The sequence below is a fragment of the Aeromonas sp. 600527 genome, from assembly GCF_049175415.1.
Taxonomy (GTDB): domain Bacteria; phylum Pseudomonadota; class Gammaproteobacteria; order Enterobacterales; family Aeromonadaceae; genus Aeromonas; species Aeromonas veronii_A.
This window is the reverse complement of record NZ_JAAKVA010000001.1, coordinates 225,209-245,833: the sequence shown is the minus strand read 5'-3', so window position 1 is coordinate 245,833 and position 20,625 is coordinate 225,209. Positions and strand designations below refer to the sequence as shown.

The window sequence follows — 20,625 nt, the reverse complement described above, 5'->3', positions numbered from 1 at the left end:
CGCTACACTTGTCACGGAACGATCAGCAAAAGCTGCTTGTTTTTCATTCACTTGTATCTTCGTATCACCGAATCCCCATCAATGGGCCCAAGGCCAGAGAGCTGTAGATGACGCATCAAGAACATGCCCACGACGACGATAGCACCCTGGGTCGGCTCTACCGCCAGCTCAAGCGGGTTGCAGCCTTGCGCGAGCAGATGCGTGCTCACCCGGAGGATCAGCAGGATCGGGATCGGCTACGCCAGTGGCAGGCCGACCGGTTGGGGCGGACCCATCGTGATCTGCTGGAGAGTGACCGCTACGGCCCAGCGGCCGAGTTTTTCTTGACCGATCTCTATGGCCCGGGGGATTGCGCCCGCCGCGATGCGGACGTGATGCGGGTGATGCCAACCGCCGAGCGGCTGTTGCCGGAGTCCGGCCTCAAGGTGCTGGCGCAAGCGATCGAGCTCGATGCCCTCTCCGAAGAGCTGGACTACCTGATGGTGGTGGCGCTGCGGCGCATTGATGGCATTGATCCCATCACACCGGATCATTACACCATCGCCTATCGTGCCGTAGGTGAACAGGCGCGCCGGGAACATCAGATTGCGCTGGTGAGCGAGCTTGGGATGACGCTGGACAGGCTGGCGAGAAAACCGCTGCTGGGGGCGACCCTCAAGCTGGTGTCAGGTCCCGCCCATCTGGCGGGGCTTGGCGAGCTTTTCTCCTTTGTCGAGCGTGGTTATCAGGTGTGTCATCAGATGGGGCGTGCCAACGAGTTTCTCGAGACCATCGCCAGTCGCGAGACGGCCATCATGACGGCGCTCTTTAACGGCGACAGCAGTGCGCTGGGGTAAGGCTTATCGAGGGATAAGCCGCCAGAATAACAAAGCGGGCCGATGAGCCCGCTTTTCGTTTATCACTGTTTGCCGATATGTTGGCCAATGCAAGAGCGATCAGATCACCAGCAGATCCATAAAGGCGTGTACCGGGGTGGCGGCAAGGCGAGGTCCATCCTGACAGAGGGCCAGAATGTCATTGACCCGTTTGGCCGGGAAGCGGGTGGTCAGATTGTGCTGGAATTTCTCCACCAGCAGCGGGATCCCCTCCTCCCGACGGCGACGATGGCCGACCGGGTATTCCACCTCCACCTTGGCGGTGTGAGTTCCGTCCTTGAAGAAGATCTGGATGGCGTTGGCAATGGAGCGCTTGTCCGCCTCCAGATATTCGCGGCTGTAACGCTTGTCCTCCTGCACCACCATCTTGCCGCGTAGCGCGTCGATGCGGGGATCGGCAGCAACATCGTCCTCGTAATCCTCGGCGATCAGACGACCGAAGATGAGCGGCACCGCCACCATGTACTGCAGGCAGTGATCCCGATCGGCCGGGTTATTGAGGGAGCCGACCTTGCTGATGATGCGAATGGCCGACTCATGGGTAGTGAGTTCGATACGGTCTATCTCGTCGAGCCGCCCCTTAACCTGAGCGTGCAGCTTCATGGCGCACTCCACCGCAGTCTGGGCGTGGAACTCGGCGGGATAGGAGATCTTGAACAGCACGTTCTCCATCACATAGCTGCCGTACCCCTGATGCAGGGCGAACTGGTTGCCCTTGAACAGCACGTCGTAGAAGCCCCACTTGGGTGCGCTCAGTACGCCGGGATAGCCCATCTCGCCGCTCATGGTGATAAGGGCGAGGCGCACGGCGCGGGAGGTTGCATCCCCCGCCGCCCAGCTCTTGCGCGACCCTGCATTGGGGGCATGACGGTAGGTCCGCAGGCTCTGGCCATCGACCCAGGCCTGGGAGACCGCATCGATTACCTGATCGCGGGTGCCCCCCAGCATATGAGTCACCACGGCGGTGCTGGCAACCTTGACCAGTACCACGTGATCGAGACCGACCCGATTGAAGGCGTTCTCCAGCGCCAGCACCCCCTGAATTTCGTGGGCTTTGACCATGGCCACCAACACATCGGCCATGGTGAGCGGCACCTTGCCCTCGGCCACGCGAGTACGGGAGAGCCAGTCGGCAGTGGCCAGAATGCCCCCCAGATTATCGGAGGGATGACCCCACTCGGCGGCCAGCCAGGTGTCGTTGTAATCGAGCCAGCGGATGATGGCGCCGATATCCCAGGCCGCCTTGACGGGATCGAGGCAGAGCTGGGTACCGGGCACCCGGGCGCCGTGGGGTACCAGTGTACCGGGGACGATGGGGCCAAGGTGTTTGGTACACTCCGGAAAGCGCAGGGCCAGCAGGCCACAGCCAAGAGTGTCCATCAGGCAGTAGCGGGCGGTGTCGAGAGCAGCAGAGCTGGTAATGGGGTGGTTGCAGACATAATCGGCAATATCGACCAGCACCTGATCGGGGTCTGGTCTGTGGTTGACGTCGACGTTGGCGGACATCGTGACTTCCTTATCGTTGTTGTAGAGAGACAAAGTGACGGGGGGCCGGGCCGACATAATCGGCGCTCGGACGGATGATCCGGTTGTGCTCGCGCTGCTCCATCACGTGGGCGCACCAGCCGGTGACCCGCGAGCAGACGAATATGGGGGTGAACAGCTTGGTCGGGATCCCCATGTAGTGATAGGCGCTGGCATGGAAGAAATCGGCGTTGGGAAAGAGCTCTTTTTCTTCCCACATCACTTTCTCCGCCTCACAGGAGACCCGATAGAGGCGATCATCCCCCACCGCCTCGGCGAGCTTGGCCGACCACTCCTTGATGATGACGTTGCGCGGATCATAGGTGCGGTAGATGGCGTGGCCAAAGCCCATTATCTTCTCCTTGGCCGCCAGCTTGGCCAGCAGTTCGCGCCTTGCCTGCGCTTCATCCTGCCAGTGTTCGATCATCGCCATGGCCGCCTCGTTGGCACCGCCGTGGAGCGGGCCGCGCAAGGTGCCGATGGCGGCGGTGATACAGGAGAACATGTCAGAGAGCGTCGAGGCGCAGACCCGCGCCGCAAAGGTGGAGGCGTTGAACTCATGCTCGGCGTAGAGGATGAGGGAGACATGCATCACCCGCCGCTCCAGCTCGCTCGGCGCTTTCTGGTGCAGCAGCGCGAGGAAATGGCCACCGATACACTCCTCGTCGCTGTCGAGGGCGATGCGAACGCCCTCGTGACTGAACTTGTACCAGTAGATCAGAATGCCCGGGAAGGCGGCCAGCAGCCGATCCGCCACTTCGTGTTCATGCTCGAAACCATCTTCCGGCTCCAGATCGCCGAGCATGGAGCAGCCAGTACGCAGCACATCCATGGGGTGGGCATCGGCGGGAATGCGCTCCAGCACCTCCAACAGCGGCAGGGGCAAGGTGCGCAGGCGACGCAGCTCGCGCTTGTAGGCGTCAAGCTGCTGCTCACCGGGCAACTCCCCCTTGAGCAGCAGATATGCGATCTCCTCGAACTGGGCGCTATCGGCCAGCTCCTTGATGTCATAGCCGCGATAGGTAAGACCAGTGCCACTCTTGCCTACTGTGCAGATACTGGTCTCCCCTGCACTTTGACCGCGCAACCCTGCTCCGCCCAACGGTTTTTGCTGTCCCATAAGCTGCCTCCTATTCCTTGGCTGTAAACAGACGATCCAGTGTCTGCTCGTAGTGGTGATATCCGAGGAAATCGTAGAGCGACTCCCGGGTCTGCATGGTCTCCACGACAGCCCTTTGATGGCCATCCTGGCGAATATGTTGATAGACGTTGAGAGCGGCCTGATTGGCGGCTCGGTTGGCGCTTAACGGGTAGAGCACCATGTCGACCCCGTGGGCGGCCAGTTGCTCTTTGTCAAACAGCTCGGTTTTGCCGAACTCGGTCATGTTGGCGAGGATCGGCACTTTGGCCGCCAGCTTGAACTGGTCGTACTGGGCAAGCTCGGTCACCGCCTCGGCGAAGATCATGTCGGCCCCTGCGGCCACATAGGCGGCGGTGCGCTCAAGAGCAGATTCCATCCCCTCTACCGCCAGTGCATCGGTGCGGGCCATGATGACGAACTCGCTATTCTCGCGGGCATCTACTGCAGCCTTGATCCGATCGCACATCTCCTCAAGCGGGACCACCGCCTTGTTGGGACGATGACCACAGCGCTTCTGGGCCACCTGATCTTCCATATGGACGGCGGCAACTCCGGCTCGCTCGAACGCGCGAATGGTGCGGGCGATATTGAATGCCCCACCCCAGCCAGTATCGATATCGACCAATAGCGGCACTCGGGTCGCCGCTGTGATCCGTTCGGCATCGATCAGCACGTCGTTGAGGGAGGTCATGCCGAGATCCGGCAAGCCATAGGAGGCATTGGCTACTCCGGCGCCGGAGAGATAAAGAGCTTGAAAGCCGCTGCGCTCGGCCATCAGCGCCATATAGGCATTGATGGTGCCGACGATCTGCAGGGGATGTTCATTGGCAAGGGCGGTGCGAAAGCGCAAGCCTGCCGAGGGGGACAAACTGGACATCATGACTCCTTTCACCTGTCTAGTCTGGCTATCTAATATCACGTTTACGTTAACGTCAATTATACTTTCGTAACATTCCGGCCGCAGGCAAGACAGGAAACCGGTTTTAGGGTAAATTTCACCAATTCCTTCAACAGGTTGAATTGTATGATGGAGCCCGGTTCCGTAATTGTCTGTCCGGCGTGCGACTTGCTGATCCAGCGCAAAGCACTGCCGCTGCGTCGTCATGCCCACTGCCCGCGTTGTCATCAGCATCTCTATGGCCGTTATGCCTTTCGTCCTTCCCAGTTGATGGCCCTGACCATCACCTGTTTTCTGCTGCTGCCCTCCGCCTTTTTCGAGCCCCTCATCTATCTGCGGCTGGCTGGCGTCAACTCCGATGCCAACTTGCTGCACGGGATTTTTGTGCTGTTTGGCGAGGGGGAGTTCTGGGTTGCTTCCCTGGTGCTCTGGTGCGCCGTACTGGCACCGGTAGGGTTATTGGCGGGGATCTTTGTGCTGGCTTCGGGTCTGGCCAAACGTTGGCACATTCTTCCCGTCACCTTGAAGCTGGTCGAGGTGTTTCGCCACTGGGCCATGCTGGAGGTCTATATCGTCAGCCTGCTGGTTGCCCTGTTCAAACTGATCGACATCGCCGATGTGCGCCTCGGTGGCGGCTTGCTCAGCCTCGGTATTTTGATGCTGCTCAACATGACCCTGCTGATCCTGTTTGACCCCGCCCCCTACTGGGCGCGGATCCCGTTAAAGGAGCCGGAACATGACCAGCGCCCGTGAGATGGGGCTCTGCCGCTGCCATACCTGCGGTTTGCTGGTGCGCTATCAAGCCGGGGCAGTCTGCCCCCGTTGCAGCAGCAAATTACAGGTGCGCATTCCCCGCTCCCTCGCCTGGTCGTGGGGCTTGCTGGCGCTCGCCACCTTCATGTTGTTGCCTGCCAATCTGTTGCCCATAACCCATTTCTACAACAAGGGGTTGCTGCAGTCAGATACCATCTTCAGCGGTATCATGATGCTCTATCGCAGCAAAATGAGCGGGATTGCCACCATAGTCCTCACCGCCAGCATACTGGTGCCAGTGGGAAAAATATTGGGGCTGGGCTGGATCTGCTGGCAGTTGCAGCGGGCCAAACCGGTGCGGCGCAAGCGCCAGCTGGTGATGTATCGGGTGATCGATTTTATCGGTCGCTGGTCGATGCTGGACTTGTTCGTGATTTCGCTGATGGTGGCGCTGGTCGATCGGGGTGTGCTGCTGAGTGTCCGCGCAGGCCCGGGGGCCACCGCCTTTGCCGGTGTGGTAGTGCTGACCATGATGTCGGCCCGCATGCTCGATACCCGTTTACTGTGGGACAAGGCGGCCCGTTGATGATTTCTCTGTTTTTGTCTGATGTGCTGTTTAATCCAGCCAATAAGGAGTCACTATGATCGGGGCTGAACCCGTCATTGAAAAGCGTCGCTGGTTATCACCGGTCTGGCTGTTACCCCTGATAGCCCTGCTGCTGGCAGGTGGCTTTCTCTATCAGCAGGTATTGAGCCGTGGCCAGCTTATCCAGATCAACTTCGCCCAGGGCAACGGCATCTTGCCGGGGAAAACCCAGGTTCGTTACCAGGGGGTGGCCATCGGCGTGGTGCAAGAGCTGGAGCTGGCTGAAGATGGCCGCAAGATTGCGGTGATGGCCAAGATTGACAGCCGTGCCAGGCCGCTGATCCGCAAGGGATCCGACTTCTGGCTGGTGAGCCCCAAGGCGTCGCTCACCGAAATCTCCGGCCTCGATACCCTGGTCTCCGGCAACTACATCAACCTGCAACCGGGGCGTGAAAGCAATCCGCTGGAGGAGACCTTCGATGCCCTGGAGGGCCCTCCTCCCGGCTATCAGGCTCAGGGGCGGATGCTGCACCTGACCGCCGATTCGCTGGGTTCGGTAGGGATTGGCGCCAAGCTCTATTTCCGCGGTATCGAGGTGGGCAGCGTCATCAATACCCGCCTGGGTCAGGACAACCAGAACGTCATTCTGGATCTGGTGATCGAGCCGCGTTTCGAACATCTGGTCAAAGCTGATACCCGCTTCTGGAACATCAGTGGCATCAAGGGCTCCTTCAGTCTGGCCGGGGTGAGCGTGGAGGCTGGCAGCCTCACCTCCATTCTGAGCGGCGGCATTGCCTTTGACTCGCCCAAAGATTCACCGGAACCGGAGAAGGGACAGACTTTCGTCCTCTATAAAGGGCTGGCGGAAGCGGCGCGTGGCGAGCGTATCGACATTGCGGCTGGCGATCTTCCAGTCAAGGAGGGGATGCCCATCCTCTATGAGGGGATCGAGATTGGTCGTATCGACCCCATTCGCCTCACCGACAAAGGCCGTGTGGTCACAGCGCTGATCAACCCGGAGCAGGCCTATCGCATTACCGACAAGAGTCAACTGGTGTGGGAGAGCGTCTCCCTCTCCGCGACCGGTGTGCAGCATGCAGATCGCCTGCTCTCCGGTCCGGCCATTCGCCTCGACTATGTGGCGGGCAAACCGGCACAGAAGATGGTTCTGACCGATCGCGCGCCCCAGAGCGGCACCAAGGTGACGCTGCAGGCTGACGATCTGGCGGGGCTCAATCAGGATGCACCTGTCTGGTACAAAGGATTGCAGGTGGGCCGTATCAGCCAGCTCACCCTGGATGCGCGCGGCAATGCCAGCGTCGAGCTGGTGATGGCGCCGAACTATGGTCATCTGCTCAACCGTGCCCGCTTCTATCGCGCTGCCCCGCTGCAGATCGATGCCGATCTGAGCGGCATCAAAGTAGAAACCAGTCCTGCCAGTGCCTGGTTGGGAGGCGGGATCAAGCTGGTACAAGCCAGCAGTGGCGAGCGGATTAACCGTCTCTACCCCAGTCAGGAGCTGGCACTGCTCGGTACCCGTGATGCCAAGCCCCAACGCTGGTTGCTCAAGGCAGATCAGGCCGATGGCATTGGCATTGGCTCGCCTGTGCTATATCTTGGGCTGGAAGCGGGCAAGGTCAAACAGCTACGCGCCGCCAAAGAGGGGGTCGAGATCGAACTCGAAATTGATGGGGTCTATGCTCCTCTCCTCGCACAGCAACCCCAGTTCTGGAAAAAACCGGCCATCGACACCAAGGTGCGGGTCGATGGTGTGCAGGTCAAGGTGGGCAACCTCGGTACCCTGCTGCGTGGCGCCATCGAGTTCGATCGGTTGGCCAATGGCCGCAGCAGTCATCAACTGTTCGATTCCAGGGAGCAAGCCAAGGCCAAGGTGCGCCAGCTGTCACTGGTGGCAGAGAGCAATCCGGGGCTCGGGATTGGCAGCCCGATCCGCTATCGCGGTGTCGATATCGGCAAAATTGAAGAGATCGAGCTGGAGCCGTCACTGGGTCAGGTGATCTTCAAGGCGGAACTCGATGGCCACCACGCCGAGCGTTTCCTGCAGTCCGGCGCACGCTTTACTCTGGTGCAGGCCAAGCTGGGGCTGGGCGGTGTCGCTCACCTCGATACCCTGATCAAGGGGGCGTTTGTAGAAGCACAACCCGGAAAAGGCGCAGGCAAAGATCGCTTCCCCTTGAGTCAGGTCGGCCCGGTGGGTCTGGCCCTGACCCTCAAGAGCCCCTCCGTCAATGGCCTGAGCGTCGGCAGTCCGCTACTGTTTCGCAAGATGGTGGTGGGCAGTGTCACCAAGGTGGCGCTGGCTCGGGATGGCAGCGAGGTGGTGATCGGTGTCAACGTGGATCAGGAGTATGCCCATCTGGTGCGGGCCAACTCCCGTTTCTGGAATGTCTCCGGGGTTAAGGCGGATATCGGGCTGACTGGTGGCACCATCGAAGTGGAGACGGTGCAGAGCCTGCTGGCCGGCGGCATTGCTTTCAATACGCCGGAGAGAGAGATGGGGCCGACCGTCAAGGCTGGTCACAGCTATCCGCTCTACGGCAAGGCCGAGAAAGAGTGGCTGGAGTGGAGTCCGCGTATCCAGCCCTGATCTCTTCCCTTTGTATCTCATCCAAGCCCGGTACAGTGCCGGGCTTTTTTATATTCCAGTGCCTGTTGATAGGGTTCAGATTCAGAATATTCTTAGCCTTGTGATAGGATATCGCCCCTCTTTTTCGGTCAACGAGATGGCACAGTGCACGACAACACCTTCCTTCCCGATTACTTTTTACGCCACATTGCAGCCATCATGCCGGCCCATCTCTCGATGGATGAGTTTGTGGCCAGTTGTCGACGTCCGCTGCGCCGCAGCATTCGGGTCAACACCTTGAAGATCGCCGTCTCGGATTTCGTCGCCCTGATGGAGCCACTGGGTTGGCAGCTCGACCCTGTGCCCTGGTGTGATACCGGCTTCTGGCTGACCCGCAGCGATGAAACTGTCCCACTTGGCAACACCGCCGAGCACTTGAGCGGGCTCTTCTACATTCAGGAAGCGAGCTCCATGCTGCCGGTGACGGCACTCTTTGCCAGCGACAAGATCAAAGCGGATGGCATGTTGCTGGATGCGGCGGCGGCCCCCGGCTCCAAGACCACCCAGATCGCGGCTCTGATGAACAATCAGGGAATGCTGGTTGCCAACGAGTTTTCCAGCAGCCGGTTGAAAGTGCTTAGCGCCAATATCCAGCGCTGCGGCGTGACCAATGTGGGGATGACCCATTTTGATGCCAAGGTATTTGGCCAGTGGTTGCCGGAGACCTTCGATGCCATCCTGCTCGACGCCCCCTGCTCCGGTGAAGGTACGGTGCGCAAGGATGAAGATGCACTGCGCAACTGGAGTATCGAGAGCATCGACGAGATCGCGGCGGTGCAGCAGGGGCTGCTGGAGAGTGCCTTCCATGCCTTGAAACCGGGTGGCGTACTGGTCTACTCCACCTGTACCTTGAGTGAACAGGAGAATCAGGCGGTCTGCCAATCCCTGCTGGACAAGTTTGGCGATGCCTTGAGTTTTGACTCGTTGGCAGACCTGTTCCCCCATGCAGAGCAGGCCTGTACATCCGAAGGATACCTGCACGTTTGGCCCCAGATCTTCGACAGTGAGGGCTTTTTCGTCGCCAGATTACGCAAGCATCACTCGGTGCCCAACACCATGTTCAAGCCGGGCAAGCTGGGTAAATTCCCTTTTGCGCCGCTTCCTGCCAAAGAGGCGGAACTCATATTGCGAAAAATTGAAGCCAACTTTGGGGTAGCACCGCAGGGTCAGCTGTTTGGCCGCAATGACGAGATCTGGCTCTTCCCCCAGCGGTTTGATCAGGTGCAGGGCAAGCTGCGTTTCGACCGCATCGGCATCAAGTTGGCCGAAACCTTCAAGAAAGGTTATCGCCTCACTCATGAGTGGGCACTGGCCTATGGCGATAAAGCGAGCAAGGGCGTGGTTGAGCTGGATAGCGCCAATGCGCGGGAATTCATGATGGGGCGGGATGTCTGGCCAGAACAGGATGCTGGCACTGGCGAGGTGATCGTCCGCTATCAGGGGCATACCCTGGGCATGGGGAAATGGGTGGGGAGTCGGGTTAAGAATGCCCTCCCCCGCGAGCTGGTGCGTGACAACAATCTGTTCAATGCGTAGTGGGACGCTCGGTTCATCAGCACTTGAACGAGTCTGAAATACCCACACTCTGGTTGAACTTTTCTTCGGATCTTGAAAAGCCTTGAGCCTTGTCTAAGCTTAAGGCAATCCGAACACCAGTTAGCGCACGGCTCTGCAAGGAGCCAATTCCCCTATGCCAGGTACAAGGAATTCGTACCTGGCTTTTTTTATCTCTTCACGTTTCGCTGTTACTTCACTTTTGTGTCTATTCAACAGTCTCTTCGAGCTGTGTGGCGACTCTGTTTTCAAACGGAGGTTCTCTACCCAGCTCATGTTGGTAGAGCAGATCGATCGCCTGCTCGATGAGTGATGCCTGACTGTCTTCGAGATGAAGACCCAGTGCGGCCAATCGTTCGGCGTGGCGATTGCTGATCCAGCATTGCAGCCGGGTATGGGTCTCCTGCTTGCGTTTTACATGTTGGCGCTGCCGCTCGGCATTGTTTTGGGGCCCCGCCTCTTGCTCTTCACGCACTGTGATTTCTTGGCTCATATGTCCTTGCGATATTACGTTTCCGAGTTTGTTATCTCTCATCACATGCCATTATCCATTGGAAGATGCCCCTTCCACCTTGGGCTGCTGGCTGCACGGCAAATATATCATCAGATCAACAGGATATCATTTAACATAAAAAACGAAGTGACGCAGTTGTGTCAAAGCAAGCCATCAAGGGCATGATCGGAGAACTTATGGGCGTCATCGAAGTACTCCTGCAGGGTCCGCATATCCTTGTGGCGCGTCACTTCTATGATCTTGTTCATCGGCTTACCGGCAGTCACCGCCGAGGTAATGAACCCGCGACGCAGGCTATGGCCACTGACGTAGAGAGCGTCAATAGTTTGGCCGGTTCGGCGCTTGATCATCAGATTGATGCCCTGGGGGCCGAGTGGTTCGGCCATCAATTGGCCCCAGCGGTTCATGCGTCGAAACAGCGGCCCCTCGCTGATCCGGCTTTTGTGTAGCCATTTTTGCAGTGCCGACACGGGGCAATAGTGTTTGCCCGGAATCAAGGCTATCTCGGTTTCATGCAGCTGATGCTTGCTCGGTTTGAGGCGAAGGCGGATCCCCTGCCCCACAAAATCGAGATCGCTCACTTCAATTCGGGCTGCTTCCGAGCGGCGCAAGGCGCCACTGAACATCAAGAGCAGCAGGGTATGATCACGCAAGCCAGCCAGATCACCGGTGTCGATGCCATCGAGCACCTGGGTCAATGGTTGCAGCGTCAGGGCGCCAGTTTTGCGTTTACGGTTATCCCCCAACCTGACAATACCGCGCATCATCTCCTTGATTTCGGGATGTTCGGTGGGCATGGGGTGAATGCCTTTCTGCTTGAAGGCATAACGGATCCCCGCCAGCCGTCTCACCAGGGTTGCTGGTTTTCGAGGCTCGCCATTACGCAGTTCTCCCTTCCCCTCCTCTTTATCCAGCCATATCCAGTCGGCCAATACGCCGTCGGCCTGATCAGCGAGAAAATTCATGATGTCGTGATGGGTCGTTTGTAGCGGATCCAGCCCGTGCAATTGACACCAGAAGACAAAAATACGGGTATCCGCCTGATAGGCATTGAGGGTGGAATCCGCTTTTGCACTGCGCAAAAAGCGGCGTGCCCGACTATTTAGCTGCGCATCGAAAACAGTCTGCAGTGACTGATGAGCCGGATTGGATAAGGATGGATATGCCACGGAACACTATGATTCATATGAAGTTTGATAGGATCTTACAGGATCCTTTCCATACATCAAGTATCGATAATGAATATTATCGATACTTATAGCCTTATGTTTTAATACCCTTTGACCACGGTGAAAAAACGAAACATCGGAATATCATTCACCCAGTTTTGTATGGATGAACGAGTTGAATTGACTGGGTGGGTGAGAGATAACGTTGTGCTAGGTTGATTTTCAGGTGGGTAATCAGCTTGGTATTTGAAATATAAAAGCCCCGAGCAACGGGGCTTCTGTGTTATTTTTTCGCCAGCTTGAACAGTTCAAAGAAATTCCGGCTGGTGGCTTCTGCCAATTCATTAAGCGGAATATGACGCAGATCGGCAATAAACTGCGCAACGTCTCGCACAAAGGCAGGTTCGTTCTCCCTCCCCCGATGCGGAACAGGTGCAAGATAGGGCGAGTCGGTCTCGACCAGCAATCTGTCGAGGGGCAGAGCCTTGACCACTTCTTGCAGTGCAGACGCATTTTTGAAGGTGGCGATCCCGGAGATGGAGATATAGAACCCCATCGCCATCGCGGCTTGCGCCATCTCGAGAGACTCGGTGAAACAGTGCAGCACACCGCCCACCTGATCAGCTCCCTCTTCACGCATGATCTGCAAGGTATCTTGCTGGGCATCGCGAGTGTGGATGATCAGCGGCTTGTTCAACGCGCGGGCAACCCGGATATGTTCGCGGAAAGAAGCTTGCTGCACCTCTTTGTTTTCAGGGGAATAAAAGTAGTCAAGCCCAGTTTCGCCGATGGCGATCACTCTTTCGTCCGCAGCCTGTGTCAGCAACAAGGCTGCATCCACCCCGGGTTCCTGATTGAGCGGGTGTACACCGCAAGAGGCAAACACCTGGGGATAGGGAGCGATCGCCTCGAGCATGGTCGGGAACTGTGCCTGAGTCACACTGACACAGAGAAAATATCCCACGTCCAGTTTCGCGGCCTTGGCAAGTACATCAGACATGCTGGTCTGCTTGCTGCCATAGCTGAGGCGATCGAGATGACAGTGGGAATCAACGAGTAACATATAAAACCTTTCTGCTTGTCGGTACTTATAACCAGCGACTGAGCCAGTTCATCAGATGGATGGTGGGATTGGAGAGCTGACCCGGCTGACAGGCCGCTTTCAGGGCAACCAGATCTTGTTCTGCCTCCAGCAGTTTTTCGCTGGAGTGCTGCTCCGCCAACCGCTGGCTCAAGATGGCCAGATCAGGCATGGCCAGCTGATGGTGACCACATCCGGCCTGGGTTTTCAGGGCATCACACAAGAAGAGCTGCAACCAGTGCAACCTGACCTGCGTCTCCTGACCAAGCTGGCTGCACAGTGCCGTCGCCTTGACCGGACTTTGACTCAGGGCGACAAACTGTTCCAGCAGTTCGCGGCGAGTACCGTCCTGTTGCAGCTCGATATAGTCGAGTACCCGCAGCGGTGCCCCCTGACAGATCCGCACCTGAGCCAGAGTGGCCTGATGACCCTGCTCGGCCAACCAGCGTACTGTTTCCCCTTCCGCAGGCAACTGACAGACATATTTGTGACAGCGACTGAGAATGGTGGGAAGCAACCGGGAAACCTGGGAGGCAATCAGCAACAGCAAGCTGTCGCCGGCCGGCTCTTCCAAGGTTTTCAACAGGGCATTGGCTGCCGATTCGGTCATCCGCTCCGCATCAGGAATGATCACCACCTTGCCACGGCCGAGATGGGCAGAGCCCTGCAGCCGGGTGCAGATCTCGCGAATGGCCTCGACCCCGATGGTCTTGCTGTCGCGCGTTATGGTGCCGAGATCCGGGTGGTTGCCCTTGTCAAACAGCTGGCAGGAGTGGCACTGACCACACGGTTCTCCACGATCCGGTTGTTGGCAAAGGTGCAAACGCGCCAGCCGCTCAGCCAGTTGCTCCTTGCCAAGACCGGGATCGCCCAGCAACAACCAGGCGTGGCCGAGACGACCGGACTGGGCCGTCTGGCTCAGGGCATGCCAGTCAGGGATCAGCCAGGGATACATAGCGGCTCGTTCGACAGATAGTGATCCAATGCACACTCGATGGCCGCTTTGACCTGTTCCGGCGTTTGCGCCGCATCGATCACCACAATGGAATCATCCTGGGCGGCCAGTTCGAGATAACGAGTTCGGGTACGCTCGAAGAAGCTCAGTTGCTCCAGTTCGATGCGATCCAGCTCGCCGCGATGGCGTGCGCGCTGCAAGCCAAGGGCAGGATCGATATCGAGATAGAGGGTGAGATCCGGCTTGAAGTTGCCGAGCACCGCCTGCTTGATGGCTCCGATAAGCTGGGCATCGATACCACGGCCGCCCCCCTGATAGGCCTGGGAGGAGAGATCGTGGCGATCCCCCACCACCCAGATACCATCGGCCAGTGCCGGCTTGATGCGGGTCTCCACCAGTTGTACCCGGGAGGCATACATCAGCAGCAATTCCGCCTCGATGGTGAGGCGCTCGTCGTGCACCTCTTTGACGATAGCCCGCATCCGCTCGGCCAGTGGCGTACCACCCGGCTCGCGGGTGCACTCGATCCGGTTGATGCCGTGGCGCTGCAGATAGTCGGTCACATAACGAACGGCCGAGCTCTTCCCTGCCCCTTCCAATCCTTCGATCACAATAAATTTAGACATTAGGGTTTCTTCAATATGTATTCACGAACCGCCCGATTGTGTTCATCGAGAGTCTTGGAGAAATAGTGGGCACCGCCCCCCTTGGCGACAAAATAGAGATAATCAGTCGACTTGGGGTTAAGCGCAGCTTCGATGGAGGCCTTTCCTGGCATGGCAATAGGCGTGGGCGGCAGACCGTCGATCACATAGGTGTTGTAGGGATTCTTGTCGGTCAGATCGCTGCGGCGAATGTTGCCATCGAAGCGATCCTTCACCCCGTAAATGACGGTGGGATCGGTTTGCAACTTCATGCCCAGACGCAGACGGTTGACGAATACGGAGGCGATCTGCGCCCGCTCGTCCGGCTGGCCGGTCTCTTTCTCGATGATGGAGGCCATGATCAGCGCCTCATAAGGGGTCTTGTAAGGCAGGTTGGCCTGACGTTTCTCCCAGCTCTGCTGCAGGAAAGTCTCCATATCCTGATGGGCGCGACGCAGGATCGAGAGATCGCTGGCATGGGTGGTATAGGCATAGGTTTCCGGCAGGAACCAACCCTCCAGCTTGCCATTCTCGATGCCGAGTTCCTGCGCCAGGTCGGCTTCGGATTGCTCGACGGTCAACCGCTCAAGGTATGGGGCGCTGGAGAGTTGCTTTTGCCAATCCTCGAAACGGGAACCTTCGACGAAGGTGAGGCTGAAGTGAAACTCCTTGCCCGATGCGAACAGGGAAAGGGTCTCCTTGAGAGGGGCCCCTTCCTTGATTTCATAGGTGCCCGATTTGATGGCCACCAGTTCGGGATGGCTGCGCAGCCAGAGCCGCACCGCCCAGGGGCTGGTTTCCCCCTCACCCAGTTCGGCGATCAGGCGCGCCGCATGGGCGCCCTTCTCCACCGTAAAGAGCCGGGTCGGCCCCTTGTTGGTGAGCGTCTCTACCTGTTGCCATTTGTAATGTACATAGCCCCCGGCAGCGGCTACCGTCAGTGCCGCCCCCGCGAGCAGGGTGTAAAGCCGATTAAACTTCAATGACCAAACGCTCCTGTAAACGGCGACTCAATACCGCTGGGGGATAGTGAATATCCTCGATGCCATTGACCGGCACGATCCCCATCAGGGTATTGGTGAGCCACACCTCTTCCGCCTGCCATAGTGACTCCAGCGGAGCCTCTACCACACGCAACTCAATACTCATCTGTTTCAACATCGCCATCACCTGGCGACGCATGATGCCATCGACACCACCGCGGGCGAGATCGGGCGTAAACACCGTCTTGCCCCGACGCCAAAACAGATTGGCACTGACCCCTTCAATGAGAAAACCGCGACTGTTAAGCACTATCCCTTCGACTGCATTTCGGCTGACAAGTTCGCTTTTCAGCAATACCTGCTCCAGACGATTCAAGGTTTTAAGCCCGGCCAGCATGGGGGCATCACCGATCCGCTGGCGGCACACCACCATCTCGATCCCCTCCTGTTGCCACTGGCCATAGTGAGTGGGAAATGGCGCCAGAGTGACAATCCGGGTTGTGTGCTGACATCCGCTGCCGTCATAGCCCCGCCCCCCCTCGCCGCGGGTCAGGATCACCTTGGCCACGCATTGTGGCTGCTCGGCCACCATCTCTTCAACCTCCCGGGTCAAGAGATCCCAGTCCGGTTCAACCAATCCCAGCCGGCTATTGGTCTGTTGCAGTCGAGCCAGATGCGCTGGCCACAGCAATACCTGTCCTTCTCTCACCGCCATGGTGGTGAAATGACCGTCACCATAAGCCAGCCCCCGATCATGGGCCGAGATGGTATCAAGCTTCACGCCATTGATAAGCAAAGGGATCCCTCCGATAAAAAAGGCCCGATACCGGCAGTATCGGGCCTGTGTCTTTGCCCTGCGGCAAATTATACGCGTTTGAAGATCAGTGAGCCATTGGTGCCGCCAAAACCAAACGAGTTGGAAAGGGCGTACTCGAAGCTGCCTGGCTTGGCCACATGGGGCACCAGATCCAGATCGCACTCATCATCCGGGTTGTCCAGGTTGATGGTGGGTGGAGCCACCTGATCACGCAGAGCCAACACAGTGATGATCGCCTCGATGGCTCCGGCGGCGCCCAGCAGGTGACCGGTCATGGACTTGGTGGAGCTGATCATCAAAGATTTGGCGTGCTCACCAAACACCGACTTCATGCCACGCAGCTCGGCCACATCACCCAGCGGGGTGGAGGTACCATGCGCGTTGATGTAACCAATCTGCTCGGGGGCAATGCCCGCATCCTTGATGGCATTTTTCATGGCGCGGGCGCCACCGTTGCCATCTGCAGGAGGCGCAGTCATGTGGTACGCGTCACCGCTCATGCCAAAACCGACCAGCTCGGCGTAGATCTTGGCGCCACGGGCCTTGGCGTGTTCGTACTCTTCCAGTACCAGTACACCGGCACCGTCACCCAGCACGAAACCATCGCGATCTTTATCCCACGGACGGCTCGCTTTTTGCGGCTCGTCGTTGCGGTTGGAGAGTGCCTTGGCGGCAGCGAAGCCACCCATCCCCATCGCGGTGGAGGCTTTCTCGGCGCCACCGGCGACCATCACATCGGCATCACCGTAAGCGATCATCCGACCCGCCATACCGATGGCATGGGTACCAGTGGTACAGGCGGTGGTCACAGCGATGTTCGGCCCTTGCAGACCTTTCATGATGGAAAGATGACCGGACACCATATTGATGATGGTGGACGGAACGAAGAAGGGACTGATCTTGCGCGGGCCGCCGTTGACCAAGCTTTCGTGGTTCTGTTCAATCAGACCCAGACCGCCGATACCGGAGCCAATCGCCACGCCGACACGTTCGGCATTCTCTTCATTGATGGTCAGCCCGGAATCATCCAGCGCCTGCATACCGGCCGCGATGCCGTATTGAATGAAGAGATCCATCTTGCGAGCGTCTTTACGGTTGATACCGTACTGCTCGGGATCGAAATCCTTGACCAGACCTGCGAAGCGGGTTGCAAACTCGCTGGCATCAAAGTGTTCGATAAGGGAAATGCCGCTCTGCCCGTTGAGCAGTGCTTGCCAGCTGGATTCGGCAGTGTTACCCACCGGGGAAAGCATCCCCAAGCCGGTCACCACGACTCTGCGTTTTGACACTGAGGTAGTCTCCGAGAGGTGTTTTGAAAAGGAACAAATACAAAAGAAGCGGCCCTTGGGCCGCTTCTTTCAGAACAGGAACTTATTCCTGATTAGCGGTGATGTAGTCGATAGCCGCTTGAACAGTGGTGATCTTCTCGGCTTCTTCATCAGGAATTTCGGTATCGAATTCTTCTTCCAGCGCCATTACCAGTTCAACGGTATCCAAAGAGTCAGCGCCCAGGTCGTCGACGAAGGAGGCAGCGTTCTTAACGTCTTCCTCTTTAACACCCAGTTGTTCGATGATGATTTTCTTTACGCGTTCTTCGATGTTGCTCATGACCTGAATTTTCCTTTAAAAATACGCTATTTGCGTCTGGTTGGGGTAGTTTATTCAATTGACGTGAGTTTGCAAGTAGCTTGCCGCTGGTCAAACCACGAAATGTGCCAAACTTCGGCGTACTATCGCAAATTTGAACAGATCTCACGACAAATTGATTACACCATGTACATCCCGCCATTAACATGCAGGGTTTCGCCGGTGATATAGGCTGCTTCATCAGAAGCCAAGAATACCACAGCTGCGGCAATTTCTTTTGGATCACCCAAACGGGCGGCAGGCACCTGACTCATGATGCCGGCACGTTGATCGTCATTCAGGGCACGGGTCATGTCGGTTTCGATGAAACCGGGAGCAACCGCGTTCACTGTGATACCACGGGATGCCACTTCCCGCGCCAACGATTTGGTAAAACCAACCAGACCGGCCTTGGCGGCAGCATAGTTGACCTGACCGGCATTGCCCATGGTTCCCACCACGGAGCCAATGCTGATGATGCGACCGTGACGTTTCTTCATCATGGCACGCAACACAGGTTTGCTCAGACGATAAAGCGAGGTCAGATTGGTATCGATGATCTCGTTCCACTCGTCATCTTTCATCCGCATCAACAAGTTGTCACGGGTGATCCCCGCGTTGTTGATCAGGATGTCGATGTCGCCAAAGCGCGCCTTGATGGCGGCGAAGACGGCTTCGATGGATTCCTGGCTGGTCACGTTCAGTGCCATGCCGCAACCATTGTCGCCCAGATAGGCGCTGATCGCCTCGGCACCGCTCTCACTGGTCGCCGTACCGACCACTTTCGCGCCACGGGCCACGAATGTTTCGGCAATCGCACGGCCGATGCCACGACTGGCACCGGTCACCAACACAACCTTATCGGTAAAGCTCATTACTTGCTCCTGTTTACTTGATCTGGGCCAGCGCCTGCTCGAAAGAGACGGCATCGTTGGCGTGAATACCTTCCACGCGCTTGTCGATACGCTTGGCGAGCCCGGTCAACACTTTGCCCGGTCCCATCTCGATCTCGAGGGTAACCCCCTCGTTGGCCATCCGTTCGACAGTCTCGGTCCAACGAACCGGGCTGAACAGCTGACGTACCAGCGCTTGCTTGATGGCGGCCGGATCCTGTTCACAGGATACGTCGACATTATTGATGACAGCGATGGTTGGAACCTTGATCTCGATCCCGTCCAGCGCAGCTGCCAGTTTTTCTGCGGCAGGTTTCATCAACGCGCAGTGAGACGGTACGGAGACTGGCAGCGGCAACGCACGCTTGGCACCCGACTCTTTCATCAGCACGTTGGCGCGCTCAACGGCCTCTTTGTGACCGGCGATAACCACCTGGCCCGGAGAGTTGAAGTTGACCGGAGAGACCACCTGCCCTTCTGCCGCTTTTTCGCAGTTGGCGGCGATGGATTCGTTATCCAGGCCGATGATGGCCGCCATGGCGCCGGTGCCTTCCGGTACCGCTTCCTGCATGGCCAGACCACGCAGCTCGACCAGTTTGACCGCATCGGCAAAATCGAGTGCGCCGCTGCAAACCAGCGCGGAGTACTCACCCAGGCTGTGACCCGCCATCATGGCAGGCGTTGCCCCACCCTGCTGTTGCCACAGGCGCCACAGAGCGACAGAGGCTGTCAGCAGCGCAGGCTGAGTGCGCCAGGTTTTGTTCAGATCTTCAACCGGACCATCCATCACCAAGGCAAACAGGTCATAACCCAGCACCTGGCTCGCCTCGGCGAAGGTCTCCTTGATCACGGCATGTTGTTCGGCCAGCTCGGCCAGCATGCCTACGGACTGGGAACCTTGTCCCGGGAAGGCAATGGCAAATTGGGTCATCATTGATTCCTTTTAGATAAGACAAAAATGAAATCGGTGACGGAATGATGGAGACACCATCCCGCCGAAGATCAAAGGCGAACCAGCGCCGAGCCCCAGGCGAAACCGCCGCCAAAGGCCTCCAGCAGAACCAGCTGACCCGGTTTGATCCGGCCATCCCGCACCCCTTCGTCGAAGGCAACCGGAACAGAAGCGGCAGAGGTATTGCCGTGCTTGTCGAGGGTCAGTACCACTTTATCGAGGCTCATACCCAGCTTCTTGGCGGTGGCACTGATGATGCGGAAGTTGGCTTGATGCGGCACCAGCCAATCCAGCTCGCTCGGCTCGATACCGGCAGCGGCCAACGTTTCGGTTACGATCTCGCTCAGACGGGTGACTGCTACCTTGAAGACATCGTTGCCCTTCATATACATGTAGGCTTCGAGCTCGGCACCCGGCATGCCACGACGGGGATGAGGCAGCTTGAGCAGCTCGCCATAACGGCCATCGGCATGAAGATGGGTAGAGAGGATGCCCGGCGTCTCGCTGGCACCGACAATCACAGCCCCGGCCCCGTCACCAAACAGGATGATGGTGCCGCGATCTTGCGGATCGCACATGCGGGAGAGCACATCGGCCCCGACGACCAGCACATGGCGGGCGGCGCCGGATTTGACGAATTGATCGGCAATGGAGAGTGCGTAGGTGAAGCCTGCGCAAGCAGCAGCCACGTCAAAGGCAGGAATGCCCGGAACGCCGAGCAGCCCCTGCAGCTCGCAGGCGGCAGCCGGGAAGGCATTTTCAGCACTGGTGGTGGCCAGCACTATCATATCGAGATCGGCAGCGGTCAGGCCGGCTGCATCCAGGGCGCGCAGGGCGGCCTGGTAAGAGAGGGTGGCAACGGTTTCGTCAGCCCCGGCAATACGGCGCTCACGGATACCGGTGCGTTCCACGATCCACTCATCACTGGTCTCAACCATCTGCTCGAGATCGGCGTTAGTCCGCACTGAACTCGGCAGGTAGCTGCCAGTACCCAGAATTTTGCTATGCATAGA

Annotated in this window: 20 protein-coding genes; 5 read left to right on the top strand and 15 right to left on the bottom strand. The window is 58.0% G+C overall.

Annotation, left to right across the window (positions count from 1 at the left end; translation table 11 throughout):
• The first annotated feature begins 107 nt into the window (after positions 1 to 107).
• A complete protein-coding gene (locus tag G5154_RS01130) occupies positions 108 to 836 on the top strand; it encodes an FFLEELY motif protein (RefSeq protein ID WP_021230124.1) in 729 nt (242 codons plus the stop codon).
• Between the two features lie 99 nt (positions 837 to 935).
• Here the strand turns inward: G5154_RS01130 and G5154_RS01125 are convergent, their stop codons facing one another.
• From G5154_RS01125 to prpB, 3 genes are read right to left on the bottom strand one after another with little or no spacing between them, the layout of a single operon-like run.
• Positions 936 to 2,381 carry a bifunctional 2-methylcitrate dehydratase/aconitate hydratase gene (locus G5154_RS01125; protein ID WP_421250140.1) on the bottom strand — a complete coding sequence of 482 codons (1,446 nt, stop codon included), beginning with the start codon at positions 2,379 to 2,381 and terminating at the stop codon, positions 936 to 938.
• A gap of 10 nt (positions 2,382 to 2,391) precedes the next feature.
• Positions 2,392 to 3,519, bottom strand: a complete 1,128-nt coding sequence (gene prpC, locus G5154_RS01120) for a bifunctional 2-methylcitrate synthase/citrate synthase (RefSeq protein WP_421250139.1) — start codon at positions 3,517 to 3,519, stop codon at positions 2,392 to 2,394.
• 10 nt (positions 3,520 to 3,529) lie between these two features.
• Complete coding sequence (prpB, locus tag G5154_RS01115) at positions 3,530 to 4,417, bottom strand: methylisocitrate lyase (RefSeq protein WP_421250323.1); 888 nt, start codon at positions 4,415 to 4,417, stop codon at positions 3,530 to 3,532.
• Positions 4,418 to 4,564: 147 nt separating this feature from the next.
• On the opposite strand from prpB, the gene G5154_RS01110 reads away from it, so the two are divergent.
• The 4 genes from G5154_RS01110 to rsmF all read left to right on the top strand — a co-directional run bounded on the left by G5154_RS01110 (position 4,565) and on the right by rsmF (position 9,960).
• Positions 4,565 to 5,191: a paraquat-inducible protein A gene (locus G5154_RS01110; protein ID WP_421263846.1), complete on the top strand. Its 627-nt coding sequence runs from the start codon at positions 4,565 to 4,567 to the stop codon at positions 5,189 to 5,191.
• Positions 5,175 to 5,777 (top strand): paraquat-inducible protein A, encoded by a 603-nt coding sequence (locus G5154_RS01105; protein WP_005333132.1) that lies wholly within the window; start codon positions 5,175 to 5,177, stop codon positions 5,775 to 5,777. Before G5154_RS01110 ends, G5154_RS01105 begins: the two co-directional genes overlap by 17 nt.
• A 55-nt stretch (positions 5,778 to 5,832) precedes the next feature.
• A complete protein-coding gene (locus tag G5154_RS01100) occupies positions 5,833 to 8,385 on the top strand; it encodes an MlaD family protein (RefSeq protein WP_421250137.1) in 2,553 nt (850 codons plus the stop codon).
• Positions 8,386 to 8,529: 144 nt separating this feature from the next.
• Positions 8,530 to 9,960 (top strand): 16S rRNA (cytosine(1407)-C(5))-methyltransferase RsmF, encoded by a 1,431-nt coding sequence (gene rsmF / locus G5154_RS01095; protein WP_421250136.1) that lies wholly within the window; start codon positions 8,530 to 8,532, stop codon positions 9,958 to 9,960.
• 226 nt (positions 9,961 to 10,186) lie between these two features.
• Here rsmF and G5154_RS01090 read toward each other — a convergent pair whose 3' ends face one another.
• From G5154_RS01090 to G5154_RS01035, 12 genes are all read right to left on the bottom strand, one after another.
• On the bottom strand, positions 10,187 to 10,471 hold the full coding sequence (locus tag G5154_RS01090; RefSeq protein ID WP_216978799.1) for a RepB family protein: 285 nt from the start codon (positions 10,469 to 10,471) through the stop codon (positions 10,187 to 10,189).
• Positions 10,472 to 10,632: 161 nt separating this feature from the next.
• Positions 10,633 to 11,661 carry a site-specific integrase gene (locus tag G5154_RS01085; RefSeq protein WP_421250135.1) on the bottom strand — a complete coding sequence of 343 codons (1,029 nt, stop codon included), beginning with the start codon at positions 11,659 to 11,661 and terminating at the stop codon, positions 10,633 to 10,635.
• Positions 11,662 to 11,944: 283 nt separating this feature from the next.
• On the bottom strand, positions 11,945 to 12,724 hold the full coding sequence (locus G5154_RS01080; protein ID WP_019446413.1) for a TatD family hydrolase: 780 nt from the start codon (positions 12,722 to 12,724) through the stop codon (positions 11,945 to 11,947).
• 25 nt (positions 12,725 to 12,749) lie between these two features.
• Positions 12,750 to 13,697 carry a DNA polymerase III subunit delta' gene (gene holB, locus G5154_RS01075; protein WP_421263845.1) on the bottom strand — a complete coding sequence of 316 codons (948 nt, stop codon included), beginning with the start codon at positions 13,695 to 13,697 and terminating at the stop codon, positions 12,750 to 12,752.
• Positions 13,682 to 14,323, bottom strand: a complete 642-nt coding sequence (gene tmk, locus G5154_RS01070) for a dTMP kinase (protein ID WP_111901116.1) — start codon at positions 14,321 to 14,323, stop codon at positions 13,682 to 13,684. Before tmk ends, holB begins: the two co-directional genes overlap by 16 nt.
• The gene (gene mltG / locus G5154_RS01065; protein WP_162632596.1) at positions 14,323 to 15,324 is read right to left on the bottom strand and encodes an endolytic transglycosylase MltG; all 1,002 of its coding nucleotides are present in this window, start codon (positions 15,322 to 15,324) and stop codon (positions 14,323 to 14,325) included. The genes tmk and mltG overlap by 1 nt, the downstream gene beginning before the upstream one ends.
• Positions 15,314 to 16,120 carry an aminodeoxychorismate lyase gene (pabC, locus tag G5154_RS01060; RefSeq protein ID WP_216978803.1) on the bottom strand — a complete coding sequence of 269 codons (807 nt, stop codon included), beginning with the start codon at positions 16,118 to 16,120 and terminating at the stop codon, positions 15,314 to 15,316. The genes mltG and pabC overlap by 11 nt, the downstream gene beginning before the upstream one ends.
• 68 nt (positions 16,121 to 16,188) lie before the next feature.
• The gene (gene fabF, locus G5154_RS01055; protein WP_064337925.1) at positions 16,189 to 17,430 is read right to left on the bottom strand and encodes a beta-ketoacyl-ACP synthase II; all 1,242 of its coding nucleotides are present in this window, start codon (positions 17,428 to 17,430) and stop codon (positions 16,189 to 16,191) included.
• An 82-nt stretch (positions 17,431 to 17,512) separates the two neighbouring features.
• Positions 17,513 to 17,749 (bottom strand): acyl carrier protein, encoded by a 237-nt coding sequence (gene acpP, locus G5154_RS01050; RefSeq protein WP_005300909.1) that lies wholly within the window; start codon positions 17,747 to 17,749, stop codon positions 17,513 to 17,515.
• Between the two features lie 158 nt (positions 17,750 to 17,907).
• Entirely contained in the window at positions 17,908 to 18,642 is a 735-nt protein-coding gene (gene fabG, locus G5154_RS01045) for a 3-oxoacyl-ACP reductase FabG (RefSeq protein WP_005351850.1), read from the bottom strand.
• Between the two features lie 13 nt (positions 18,643 to 18,655).
• Positions 18,656 to 19,591 carry an ACP S-malonyltransferase gene (gene fabD, locus G5154_RS01040; RefSeq protein ID WP_216980309.1) on the bottom strand — a complete coding sequence of 312 codons (936 nt, stop codon included), beginning with the start codon at positions 19,589 to 19,591 and terminating at the stop codon, positions 18,656 to 18,658.
• Between the two features lie 71 nt (positions 19,592 to 19,662).
• A complete protein-coding gene (locus G5154_RS01035; RefSeq protein ID WP_040065495.1) occupies positions 19,663 to 20,622 on the bottom strand; it encodes a beta-ketoacyl-ACP synthase III in 960 nt (319 codons plus the stop codon).
• Between the last annotated feature and the right edge of the window lie 3 nt (positions 20,623 to 20,625).

Bases quoted from the DNA above. Each gene is read 5' to 3' on its own strand.
- G5154_RS01130 (WP_021230124.1), top strand. From the start codon at position 108: ATGACGCATCAAGAACATGCCCACGACGACGATAGCACCCTGGGTCGG.
- G5154_RS01125 (WP_421250140.1), bottom strand. From the start codon at position 2,381: ATGTCCGCCAACGTCGACGTCAACCACAGACCAGACCCCGATCAGGTG.
- prpC (WP_421250139.1), bottom strand. From the start codon at position 3,519: ATGGGACAGCAAAAACCGTTGGGCGGAGCAGGGTTGCGCGGTCAAAGT.
- prpB (WP_421250323.1), bottom strand. From the start codon at position 4,417: ATGTCCAGTTTGTCCCCCTCGGCAGGCTTGCGCTTTCGCACCGCCCTT.
- G5154_RS01110 (WP_421263846.1), top strand. From the start codon at position 4,565: ATGATGGAGCCCGGTTCCGTAATTGTCTGTCCGGCGTGCGACTTGCTG.
- G5154_RS01105 (WP_005333132.1), top strand. From the start codon at position 5,175: ATGACCAGCGCCCGTGAGATGGGGCTCTGCCGCTGCCATACCTGCGGT.
- G5154_RS01100 (WP_421250137.1), top strand. From the start codon at position 5,833: ATGATCGGGGCTGAACCCGTCATTGAAAAGCGTCGCTGGTTATCACCG.
- G5154_RS01090 (WP_216978799.1), bottom strand. From the start codon at position 10,471: ATGAGCCAAGAAATCACAGTGCGTGAAGAGCAAGAGGCGGGGCCCCAA.
- G5154_RS01080 (WP_019446413.1), bottom strand. From the start codon at position 12,724: ATGTTACTCGTTGATTCCCACTGTCATCTCGATCGCCTCAGCTATGGC.
- holB (WP_421263845.1), bottom strand. From the start codon at position 13,697: ATGTATCCCTGGCTGATCCCTGACTGGCATGCCCTGAGCCAGACGGCC.
- tmk (WP_111901116.1), bottom strand. From the start codon at position 14,323: ATGTCTAAATTTATTGTGATCGAAGGATTGGAAGGGGCAGGGAAGAGC.
- acpP (WP_005300909.1), bottom strand. From the start codon at position 17,749: ATGAGCAACATCGAAGAACGCGTAAAGAAAATCATCATCGAACAACTG.
- fabG (WP_005351850.1), bottom strand. From the start codon at position 18,642: ATGAGCTTTACCGATAAGGTTGTGTTGGTGACCGGTGCCAGTCGTGGC.
- fabD (WP_216980309.1), bottom strand. From the start codon at position 19,591: ATGACCCAATTTGCCATTGCCTTCCCGGGACAAGGTTCCCAGTCCGTA.
- G5154_RS01035 (WP_040065495.1), bottom strand. From the start codon at position 20,622: ATGCATAGCAAAATTCTGGGTACTGGCAGCTACCTGCCGAGTTCAGTG.